General features: G+C 34.7%; 12 protein-coding genes. 4 read left to right on the top strand and 8 right to left on the bottom strand.

The annotated features are described in order from the left end of the window. Positions 1–207: IMP dehydrogenase (locus tag PHC28_RS09725; RefSeq protein ID WP_300099305.1), on the top strand; the 207-nt coding region annotated here is incomplete at its 5' end. 14 nt (positions 208–221) lie between these two features. On the opposite strand, the gene PHC28_RS09720 is transcribed toward PHC28_RS09725, so the two are convergent. The 4 genes from PHC28_RS09720 to PHC28_RS09705 all read right to left on the bottom strand — a co-directional run bounded on the left by PHC28_RS09720 (position 222) and on the right by PHC28_RS09705 (position 4,003). Beyond that, entirely contained in the window at positions 222–1,061 is an 840-nt protein-coding gene (locus tag PHC28_RS09720; RefSeq protein ID WP_300099303.1) for a polysaccharide deacetylase family protein, read from the bottom strand. A gap of 75 nt (positions 1,062–1,136) precedes the next feature. Beyond that, a complete protein-coding gene (locus PHC28_RS09715; RefSeq protein ID WP_300099301.1) occupies positions 1,137–1,778 on the bottom strand; it encodes a hypothetical protein in 642 nt (213 codons plus the stop codon). Positions 1,779–1,791: 13 nt separating this feature from the next. Beyond that, complete coding sequence (gene purB / locus PHC28_RS09710; RefSeq protein ID WP_300099299.1) at positions 1,792–3,138, bottom strand: adenylosuccinate lyase; 1,347 nt, start codon at positions 3,136–3,138, stop codon at positions 1,792–1,794. 172 nt (positions 3,139–3,310) lie between these two features. Next, positions 3,311–4,003: an NAD-dependent deacylase gene (locus tag PHC28_RS09705; protein ID WP_300099297.1), complete on the bottom strand. Its 693-nt coding sequence runs from the start codon at positions 4,001–4,003 to the stop codon at positions 3,311–3,313. 155 nt (positions 4,004–4,158) lie between these two features. Between PHC28_RS09705 and PHC28_RS09700 the strand changes: the two genes are divergently transcribed. Beyond that, positions 4,159–4,830, top strand: a complete 672-nt coding sequence (locus PHC28_RS09700) for an RNA methyltransferase (RefSeq protein ID WP_300099295.1) — start codon at positions 4,159–4,161, stop codon at positions 4,828–4,830. Between the two features lie 122 nt (positions 4,831–4,952). Then, complete coding sequence (locus PHC28_RS09695; protein WP_300099293.1) at positions 4,953–5,336, top strand: hypothetical protein; 384 nt, start codon at positions 4,953–4,955, stop codon at positions 5,334–5,336. A gap of 27 nt (positions 5,337–5,363) precedes the next feature. Here PHC28_RS09695 and PHC28_RS09690 read toward each other — a convergent pair whose 3' ends face one another. From PHC28_RS09690 to PHC28_RS09675, 4 genes are all read right to left on the bottom strand, one after another. After that, positions 5,364–6,131 carry a carboxypeptidase-like regulatory domain-containing protein gene (locus PHC28_RS09690; RefSeq protein WP_300099291.1) on the bottom strand — a complete coding sequence of 256 codons (768 nt, stop codon included), beginning with the start codon at positions 6,129–6,131 and terminating at the stop codon, positions 5,364–5,366. 141 nt (positions 6,132–6,272) lie between these two features. Continuing rightward, complete coding sequence (locus PHC28_RS09685; protein ID WP_300099289.1) at positions 6,273–8,216, bottom strand: DEAD/DEAH box helicase; 1,944 nt, start codon at positions 8,214–8,216, stop codon at positions 6,273–6,275. A gap of 100 nt (positions 8,217–8,316) precedes the next feature. Next, positions 8,317–8,889: a non-canonical purine NTP diphosphatase gene (locus tag PHC28_RS09680; protein WP_300099287.1), complete on the bottom strand. Its 573-nt coding sequence runs from the start codon at positions 8,887–8,889 to the stop codon at positions 8,317–8,319. Between the two features lie 427 nt (positions 8,890–9,316). Then, a complete protein-coding gene (locus PHC28_RS09675; protein ID WP_300099307.1) occupies positions 9,317–10,126 on the bottom strand; it encodes an NYN domain-containing protein in 810 nt (269 codons plus the stop codon). 246 nt (positions 10,127–10,372) lie between these two features. On the opposite strand from PHC28_RS09675, the gene PHC28_RS09670 reads away from it, so the two are divergent. After that, positions 10,373–11,415, top strand: a 1,043-nt coding sequence (locus PHC28_RS09670; RefSeq protein ID WP_300099285.1) for an aminotransferase class I/II-fold pyridoxal phosphate-dependent enzyme, incomplete at its 3' end; no start/stop codon positions are given.

Genomic DNA, 11,415 nt, shown 5'->3' with positions numbered 1-11,415 from the left:
GGTCGAGTGCCTTACAAAGGAGAATTAGAAGAAAGTATGCAACAATTTATTGGTGGGCTTCGTGCAGGAATGGGATATTGCGGCTCGAAAGATATTCCAACTTTGCAAGATACAGGACGTTTTGTTCGTATCACTTCTAGTGGAATTACGGAAAGTCATCCTCATAATGTGACGATTACTAAAGAAGCCCCAAATTACTCGAGATAAAATACGCAGAAATGCTAAAATTCAAAAGGTGCAAGATTGATTTCTTGCGCCTTTTCTTTTTGGGAATTAATTTTGTTTAGTCTGCTCAAGTCAGATAAGGTGTAGAACTTCATATTGTTTTGCTTGATGTATTTGCAAATGAGTTCTAATGTTGCCTCTTTGGTCTGATAATCTGAAGTTACATTTTCTACTGTTTTGTGACTATTCAGAATCAAAATTTTGTCGTTTTTCTTAGCATAATCCAGTAATTTCAGAAGATACGGAATGTCAAAGTGATTGTGAGTGTCATCAATACTAAAACTATAAACAATATCAGAATAATTGAAATAGCATCCTTGTTTTATTGGATTTATTTCGCAAAATGCTCGTCCTCTTACTATATTAAATTTGGTCAGTAAAGCAGCATCTAATTTTGCATTTCTTCCTCCATAAGGATATACAAAAGACGTGACTTTCAAGCCATAAAAGCGCATTAAATAGAGCATTGGATTGATTTCTTGCTTGAAATATTCATTCATTCCATATTTTGCAACAAATTTTTCAGCGTGATAATGATGGAGTCCGTGACCCGCTATTTCGTGTCCTTCCTTTTGTAATTCAAGAAGTTTCTTGATTTCAGAATGGCGTAGCGTATTTATTTTGCAAACGCAAAAAGTCGCCTTCCAGGAATATTGTTTTAGTTTTTGATCTGTATCAAACCACTCGTCAATATAGGCATCATCAAAAGATAAAATCACTCCGGCTTTGTATGGCTTGATTTCTTGTTTAATTTCTTGCTTTGGCTTTTTATTTTCACAGGAAAATAAAAGAAAAAAAGCACAAAGGATTACGGTTTTTAGAATATAATTCTTCATAATTACTTTGTGCTTATTGAACCTATTAAATCTCCAAGAAATTACTTGGCGTGATTTGCATCAACTCGGTTTTAATTAATTTGATTCTATTTGAAAAGTTCCAACTTTGTAGTTTTTATAATATAGTTCGAAAACAGGTTTTTTTAAGACTTTCAAAGTGATGAAAAACAACTCAGCTCTAAAATTTTTGTAATTTGTTTCACCAAAATAAATGAGACTTTTGTCGGGATTATTTTCTGATCCAAACTCTATTGGAATTCCAAAATCAGTATATTCTCCTGTACTAAATTGATCAAAAAAATCAACTACACTAGAATCATATTGAGGTAGATAATAAGGATATTTTTTGCCATTTAGTGGTTTTTCTTTTCGGTAAGGATTTACTTCTGGTGAACCGATAATACCAGCATATCCTAAATAATCACCAACTCTATATCTAACTTTGTTTACAGTATCTAATAGCGAAAAGGCACTAATTTCAGCACGATTTTTACCTATTGATTTTATTTGGCATTTTGCCATTATAAACTTTAACTTTTTTTCGTCAAATCTGACACTTCTCAGCATTACATTGGAAAATCCAGATGGTTCTTTTGCCTTTTCCATCTCAATACTTATGCTATCGACAATAATCTTATTTTGAGAAAAAGAATTTTGTACAGGAAGTAAAAAGAAAAGATAGGTTAGTAAATATTTTAAAATTCTAATTGTTTTCAAAATCATTATTTATTTAAATTCCCAAGAAATTACTCGGTGTAATCCGCATTAATTCTGCTTTGATTTCAGCTGAAACATCTAATGTTGCAATGAAATTATGAATGGCTTTTTTGTCGATGGCTTCGTTAGTTCTAGTCAATCCTTTCAAGGCTTCATAAGGATTTGGATAACCTTCACGACGCAAAATAGTTTGAATCGCTTCGGCAACAACTGCCCAGTTTTTCTCTAAATCTTCGTGGAATTTTGGCTCGTTCAAAAGGAGTTTGTTTAAACCTTTTAAGGTGGATTCAAAAGCAATCAAGGTATGTCCCATTGGAACTCCAATGTTTCTCAAAACCGTACTGTCAGTTAAATCACGTTGCAATCTTGACAAGGGTAATTTAGCCGAAAGGTGTTCGAAAATAGCATTTGCCATTCCTAAATTTCCTTCCGAATTTTCAAAATCAATAGGGTTAACTTTGTGTGGCATCGCCGATGAACCAATTTCTCCTGCTTTGATTTTTTGTTTGAAATATTCCATCGAAACATATGTCCAAATATCTCTGTCTAAATCGATAATGATGGTATTGATTCTTTTTAACGCATCAAAAAAGGCTGCAAAGTGATCGTAATGTTCGATTTGTGTAGTAGGAAAGGAGTGATGTAAGCCAAGGATTTCCTCAACAAAATCGCCACCAAATTTTCTCCAGTCAATTTGTGGATACGCCACGTGATGCGCATTATAATTTCCTGTTGCTCCGCCAAATTTTGCCGCAAACGGAATGTTGAACAACAAACGCATTTGCTCTTCTAATCGTTCTACAAAAACCCCAATTTCTTTACCCAAACGCGTTGGCGAAGCTGGTTGACCGTGAGTTTTGGCAAGCATTGGAATGTCTTTCCATTCGATGCTTAACTCTTTCAGTTTTGATGTCAAAGTAATTAACGATGGCATATATACTTTCTCGAAGGCTTCCTTAGTCGAAAGCGGAATCGCAGTATTGTTGATGTCTTGAGAAGTTAGTCCAAAGTGGATGAACTCTTTGTATTGTGATAAACCTAATTTTTCGAAAGCGTCTTTAATGAAGTATTCCACCGCTTTTACATCGTGGTTGGTCACTTTTTCGGTTTCTTTTATCCAAAGAGCATCTTCGGTTGAGAAGTTTTTATAAATATCTCGTAAACTTCCGAATACATTTGGGTTTACGTCTTTTAGTTGTGGTAAAGGAATTTCGCAAAGCGCAATAAAATATTCAATTTCTACCAATACGCGGTATTTAATTAAAGCTTCTTCCGAGAAGAATTTAGAAAGCGAACTTGTTTTGCTTCTGTATCTACCGTCGATTGGCGATACGGCGTTTAATTCGTTTAATGTTGTCATTGTTGTAGTGTTGTTTTTTTGAAATGCAAAAATAGTTATAAGTTATAAGTTATGAGTTATGTGTTGGATGTTTTTTTGTCATTTCGACGAAGGAGAAATCACATTAGTTGCACTTGTTGTGCGATTTCTCTTTCGTCGAAATGACAAATATGTCTATTCTACTTTGTCAGTGCTATTGTAATTTTTCGAGTTGTTTCCGAACGATTTCCATTCCTTTTGAACCTGTTGTAGCAATCACTTTGATGTCATTTGGTAAACTGTAAATTTCTGCAGGTTTTGGGTCGATATAAAAAACAGGAATCGTTGGTTTAGCAAAATTCATTAAGCTTGCTGCTGGATATACCTGCAAGGAAGTGCCAATAATAATGAGAATATCAGCATTTTCGACTATTGTTACAGCTTTTTCCAAAGCTGGAACTTCCTCGCCAAACCAAACGATATGCGGACGTAATTGATTTCCTTTGTCATCGACATCTCCAAAATTCAAATCATCTTTCCACTCCAAAATATAATTGCTGTTTTTTGAACTTCGCACTTTCAATAATTCGCCGTGAAGATGCAAAACATTTGAACTTCCTGATTTTTCGTGCAGGTTATCTACGTTTTGAGTAATAATTTGTACCTCAAAATCGCGTTCTAATTCTGCAAGAATTTGATGCCCAAGATTGGGTTGTACATCGTGTAATTGCTGACGCCTTTGGTTATAAAAATCGAGCACTAATTCGGGATTTCTATTCCATCCTTCTGGTGTTGCCACGTCCATCACATTGTGGCCTTCCCATAATCCATCAGCATCACGAAAAGTTTTGATACCACTTTCGGCACTGATTCCAGCTCCAGTTAATACAACTAGTTTCTTTTTCATATTTAAAATGCTTTTACCGCAGATTCGCTGATTTTTTTGAATTATTTTTCAATAATCTGCGAATCTGCGGTTAATTTTTTTGGGTTTAATCTGAGTTTTTAATTTGAAATAAAACTACACTTTTTTAGTATTTTTGCCAAAATAAATTCTGCATTATGATTGACCTTGATTATCTAAATTTTCTCGAAAACATCCTAACCGAAAATCGAAAAAATAAATTTCTAAAAGTATTAGAAAACAGAACTAAACATTTTACGGTTGTTGTTGAAGATGTTTTCCAAATGCACAATGCCAGTGCAGTTATGCGCAGTTGCGAGATTTTTGGCATTCAGGAATTGAACGTGATTGAACAGAGATACGGCAAAAGTATCGACAAAGAAATTGCGATGGGCGCTCAAAAATGGGTGGACATCAACAAATTTGATAATGTAGTCAATTGTGTGGAAACATTAAAAAATAAAGGCTACCAAATCATTGCCACAACACCACACGAGAATGATTGTTTGTTGGATGATTTTGATATTTCGAAACCAAGTGCCTTGTTTTTTGGAACGGAAAGAGATGGATTGTCTGAGAAGATTTTGCAAAAAGCCGATGGGTTTCTTAAAATTCCAATGGTTGGATTTACCGAAAGTTTGAATATTTCGGTTTCGGCTGCAATTATCATTCAAAACTTGACTAATAGACTACGTAATTCGGATATTGATTGGCGTTTATCTGATAATGAAATTTTGGAAAAACGACTGGCTTGGGCACGCAATTCTATCAAAGATATTAAGCGAATTGAGGCTAGGTATTATGGGGCTTGTAGTGATTTTACCTCTTGATTTTATCGACAAACGGTAAGGCTCTTGTTATTTGAAGAGTATTTTCTCCTTTCAACGATTTTTGTGTATATATTAAATTATTGTATATATGTTTGAATCGAAATTTTAAAGCACATTATTTCATGAATACAAAAAACATATATAGTCCTGCTTACAGAAAAGATTATTTTGAGGGTTACGCAAATGGTTTGAATCCCTTTTATCAAATTAATTCTAATAATAATGATGATGCTTTTAGTTCTGGATATATTTCTGGAAGGTCAGATTATGAGCGAATGAATGGTGCTATTAATGAAGGAATTCCAAAACGTATTGTAACCAATAAGGTTTTGGAAGATTTTCTTCTTGCTGGTTTACTTGGTTTGAGTATAGATGCAGAAGGATATACTTCCTATCAGCTTAGTGTAATTAGAAAATGGTATTTAAGTGGGGTAGAAAAATATGATCCGAACGAGAGCATTTATCTTTTTGCTATTCTTGAAAGAAACGGAATTTACATTAATTAGATTTTTTTTTGTCTGATAAAAAGAGAACTATTTTCTTTTCAGAATTTTATATTCCTCATAGCAAGAGCTTATTGCATCTAGGATTTGCAAATCATTAGCAGTTTTTACAAAAGATTCTGAGTAATTACAACGTTCTAAAATTTCGGCAATTTCCTTTTTATCAACACCAAGAAGTACTGAGATTGTTTCTCGGTCAAACTTAGATTCGAGAAGATTTCGAACAGTATCATCTTTTTTCATTTCTTTTAATCTTTTTAGTTCCGTAGGTTTTTTACCGAAAAAATTATAAAGCATATCTGCCGGATTGAAGATAGAACCCATTACTTTTCCAAAGGCATTTGGCGAATATTCTCCTGCTTCATAACCTTGAGTTAATCCCGAAATGCTGTAGCGATAATTTTCTTTTATAGGAATTAATTTAGAATCGATTTCCAGATAACCTGTTAAATCATAGGGTCTAATGATTATTTCTTCAAGTGCGTAAGCCTTTTCTGTAAGGTGAATTTTGGTTGTTTTGTTTTTTATCCAGTCGTTAGTTACTTTAATTCGCAACGATTGAAAACCTAAAATCGAGATATGTAGTGTATCGTTTGGGCTGACATTAATTTCAAAATAACCTTTTTCGTCAGTAGTAGTTCCTTTTACTTTATTGACGTTAATGATGTTAACATACGCTAAAGGGAGCTGAGTATTGTCATTAATAATTGTGCCTGAAACTTTTTGGGGTGATTCCAAAACTTGTGCAAAAGTATTTGCTGAAACTATTAAAAAGAAGAAAACTACAAAATATCTCATAAACTGATTTAAAACTTTAAAAGTAATAAAACGGGATTAAATATTTTGTAGTTTCAGTATAATTATAAGAAAATTAACAAAAAGAGTTAATTTTCAGTTCCATAATTTCCCTCTCCTTTGGGAGAGGGCTGGGGTAAGGATTTAACTTCTTCTTGGTCTTCTTTCTCTTGGAGCATCTCCAAAACTTTCAGAACGTCTTGCTGGTCTTTCTGATGAACCGCCATCACGTCTTGGAGCTTCAGATGATCTTGGAGATCTATCAGAGAAACCACCTGTTCGTGGTGCAGTAGAACTTCTTGACTCACTTCTTCCACCAAAACCACCTTCACGAGGTGCTGAGTTTCTGTCGCTTCTAAATCCGCCTTCACGTCTTGGAGCAAAATTACCCTCTCTTCTCGGAGCTGAACTTCTTCCACCACCAAAACCTCCAGAACTTCTTCCGTTGTGATCACGTCTTCCGCCACCGTCATTTTTAGAAATTTCTACATTGATACGACGCCCTTCTAATTGTACGTTGTTCAATATTTCCATTACTTTATCAGTGTGTTCAGGGTCAGTATTAAAGAAAGAGAAACCTTCTTTTACATCTACTTTGAAAACGTCATCACGACCAAGGTCTAATGTCTCTTTCAAATAATCTTTCAATGACATCCAATCGAAGTTGTCTCTAGATCCAATGTTTACAAAATATCTTGTAGCACCACCATTGTTGTTCTCTCTTGGAGAGCCATCTCTATCATCACGTCTTTCAGAACCTGAAGACTGAGAAGAAATATCTCTTGTTTTCTTGTAGTAATTGATGAAACGGTTGAACTCTACAGAAACCATTTTCTTGATTAATTCCTCTTTTGACAAATCATTCAACACATCGTTAATGGCAGGAAGATAGTTGTCAATTTCGTGATCAACTTCCGTGTCTTTGATTTTGTTGGCTAAGTGCAACAGCTGAATTTCGCAGATTTCGATTCCTGAAGGAATAGCTTTTTCTTCAAATTTCTGTTTTATAATTCTTTCGATAGCAGAAATTTTTCGGATTTCACTTTTAGTTACAATAACGATAGAAGTTCCTAATTTTCCAGCACGACCTGTACGACCAGAACGGTGGTTATAAGTTTCTATTTCGTCAGGTAACTGATAGTTTACTACGTGTGTAATGTTGTCCACGTCAATTCCACGTGCAGCAACGTCAGTGGCTACAAGCATTTGGATTTGGCGACCTCTAAAAGATTTCATAACTCCGTCACGTTGCGCTTGAGATAAATCTCCGTGCAATGCTGCAGCGCTGTATCCATCTTCGATTAATTTTTCGGCAACAGCTTGTGTGTCTCGTTTTGTTCTACAAAAAACTACCGAGAAAATGTCTGGATTAGCATCGGCCAATCTTTTAAGAGCTTCATAACGGTCACGTGCATTTACTAAGTAAAATTCGTGTGAAACCGTAGCTGAACCTGAGTTTTTCGCCCCAACAGTTATTTCTAACGGGTTGTGCATAAATTGTTTAGCAATTCGAGCTACTTCTGCTGGCATTGTAGCCGAGAATAACCAAGTGCTTTTTTCGTCTGGAGTTGTTGAAAGGATGTTTACGATGTCTTCGTAGAAACCCATATTCAACATTTCGTCTGCCTCGTCAAGAATACAGTAATTAATCTGGGAAATGTTTACCAATCCCCTGTTAATCATGTCTTGCATTCTACCTGGAGTAGCCACAATAATTTGCGCACCTCTTTTGATGTCTCTAGCCTGTTCTGTAATACTTGCACCACCATAAACAGCCACTACATTAATACCTTTTTCGTATTTGGAGTAGTTTTTAAGTTCGTTTGTAATCTGCAAACATAGTTCGCGGGTAGGTGATAAAATTAACGCCTGTGTATTTCTGTTGTCGGCATCAATTTTTTGAATGACTGGAAAACCAAAAGCTGCCGTTTTCCCTGTCCCTGTCTGAGCCAACGCAACTAAATCTGTGTCTTGTTCCAATAATAGGGGAATCGCTTTCTCCTGTACTTCGGTCGGATTCTCAAATCCTAGATCGATAATCGCACGTTGTAGCGATTCACTCAATCCTAATTGTTCAAATTTATTCATATATGTTTTTAAAATTTGGTGCAAAAGTACTGCTAATAAATGAGATAATCTAATGGAAAATCCAGATTTAAGATTTTATTGTTATTTGAAAATCAATTAGTTAGTTTTTAAGGAAGGCTATAAGTTGTTCCGTAGCCTTACCACGATGGCTGATGGCACCTTTTTCTTGGAGCGAAAGTTGTGCAAAAGTTTCCGAAAAACCTTCCGGTCGAAAGATGGGATCATAGCCAAAACCTTGATTTCCTGTCTTTTTTGAGGTAATTTCGCCTTTTGCAATTCCTGTGAAAAGATACTGTTTCCCTCTAAAATTTAATGTAATTACTGTTTTAAATTGAGCGTTTCTATTGATTTTATCAGACAAAGCATGTAATAATTTATTCATATTGTCATCATCATTTCGTTGTTCGCCAGCGTATCGAGCCGAGAAAACGCCAGGTTCGCCATTTAGCGATTCTACTTCGAGTCCAGTGTCATCAGCAAAGCAATCAAAGCCATATTTTTCAGTGATATAATTGGCTTTCATTATGGCATTTTCTTCAATAGTAGTTGCAGTTTCTGGAATTTCTTCATAGCAACCAATACTTTCTAAGCTTATAATTTCAATAGATGAAGGAAGCATTTGCTGGACTTCGAGAATTTTATTTTTGTTGTTAGTGGCGAATACGATTTTCATTTTTTGATTTAGAATTGATAAAAGATAAAGATAAATAGTTTTGAAAAGGATGTTGTCTAAAAACTACAACTGCTTAAAATAGTGTAAGATTTTTGTATTCTGACTTTTGCGAAGGTATAATTTAAAATATTTATTTTTAGAAACATCCAAAAATTTTGTGGGAGTTTTGTTTTTAATCTTTTAATATTAAATAGGATTTTAGTAATTAAAATAATTATGTTAATCTGATGTTAAAACTTTTAAAATGAGATTGTTGTGAGTAAATAAATTGTATATTTGAGTGTGGTTTTGATTAATTACTTGAATATATTAATCTGAACTGAGAAGAATATTCAATAGTCAACTGCCGTAGGGTGCAAGTTGATACTGATAAATCAAAATCTACAATGGGAGGTCTGTAAAAAGACCTCCTTTTTTTAGAGAAAATCTAGCTATATCGTAATCGAACAAAAACGTGTTTGATGCCTTTTTTGTCAGATTCTCTTTCGTCAATTTCTAGAATATCGGTTAGTGATTTTAGCATTGGAGTCAGTTTTGAAAAACCGTAATTTCTTGGGTCGAACTCAGGTTTTTTCTTCACGATGAGGTTTCCAACATCGCCAAGAAACGCCCAACCATCATCATCTCCAATAGCTTCTAGAGTATCTTCGATGAGTTCAATGGTTTGATTATCAATTTTATTCAGAGGTTTTTGTTCTGGTTTTTCAGCAGTTTTTGCAATTACTTTTTCTACTGGTTTTTTAATTTCTGAAGTATTAGCTAATGCTGGTTTGCGAATCTTCTTTTTCGTAGCTCCTTCTAAAACTTCGATGTAAACAAATCTATCACAGGCAACTATAAATGAATTGGGTGTTTTCTTTTCGCCAATTCCAATGACTTTCATTCCAGATTCACGCAATCTAATGGCTAATCGTGTAAAATCACTATCGCTAGAAACAATACAAAAACCATCGACTTTGTCTGAATACAATAAATCCATTGCGTCGATAATCATTGCGGAATCGGAAGAATTTTTCCCGACAGTATAACTGTATTGTTGAATGGGAGTTATGGCGTGTTCTAGTAAAACACTTTTCCAACCGCCAGCATTGGGTTTTGTCCAGTCGGCATAAATGCGTTTTGTGGTTGGCGTTCCATATTTTGCGATTTCCTCCATCATTCCTTTTACATTGCTGTAGGGAACGTTGTCGGCATCAATAAGGACTGCGAGTTTTAATTCTTTTGTTTCTTGTGACATATTTTTATTGATATTGATTTTTGCAATTGACATTGAAAATGTTTTTCAAATGTACAAAGTTTCTTGATAAAAACGATTCTAGCCCTGATAGAAACGGCATCCTTTTGCTTTTTTCTTTAAAAAGCGAAAGATAGAGTGGATAGCAGGAAATAGCTCCTAAAAATAATTTTGCTTTCGAGACCATAATAAATTTTAAATAATTATTTTTGCAACTTCTTATAATTAATAGTAGCACTTCATTATATTATGGTAAAAGATTTATTCGAAAGAATTCAAAACAATAAAGGTCCGTTAGGAAAATGGGCTTCGCAAGCAGAAGGTTATTTTGTTTTTCCAAAATTGGAAGGCGATTTAGGTCCAAGAATGCAGTTTCAGGGAAAAGAAATTTTGAACTGGAGTTTAAATGATTATTTAGGTTTGGCCAATCACCCAGAAGTAAGAAAAGCAGATGCTGAAGCAGCAGTACAATACGGTGCAGCCTATCCAATGGGGGCTCGTATGATGAGTGGTCACACAAAATATCACGAACAATTAGAGCAAGAATTGGCTGCTTTTGTAATGAAAGAATCAGCTTATTTATTGAATTTTGGTTACCAAGGAATGGTGTCGATTATTGACGCTTTGGTTACTAGAAATGATGTAATCGTTTATGATGTTGATGCTCACGCTTGTATTATTGATGGTGTTCGTTTGCATAGTGGAAAACGTTTTACTTACAAGCATAACGACATCGAAAGTATGGAGAAAAACTTGCAACGAGCTACAAAATTAGCTACAGAGCAAGGTGGTGGTATTCTTTTTATTACTGAAGGTGTTTTCGGGATGAGAGGACAACAAGGAAAGTTGAAAGAAATTGTAGCAATGAAAAAGAAATACAATTTCCGTTTGTTAGTAGATGATGCACACGGTTTTGGAACACTTGGTAAAACAGGTGCTGGAGCAGGTGAGGAGCAAGGTGTTCAAGATGATATTGATGTTTACTTTTCTACTTTTGCAAAATCAATGGCGAATATTGGAGCTTTTGTAGCTGCTGACAAAGAAATTATCGATTACCTAAAATACAACTTGCGTTCGCAAATGTTTGCCAAAGCTTTGCCAATGATTCAAACTATTGGTTCATTGAAGCGTTTGGAATTATTGCGTAATTCATCTGAATTGAAAGATAAACTTTGGGAGAATGTAAATGCGTTGCAAAGCGGATTGAGAAGTAAAGGATTTAATATTGGAGATACAAATACTTGTGTTACTCCTGTTTACCTTGAAGGAAGTGTGCCAGAAGCAATGGTTAT

This window comes from Flavobacterium sp. (assembly GCF_028712645.1).
In the GTDB taxonomy this organism is placed as follows: Bacteria; Bacteroidota; Bacteroidia; order Flavobacteriales; family Flavobacteriaceae; genus Flavobacterium.
This window is presented reverse-complemented; position numbering and strand designations above follow the sequence as displayed.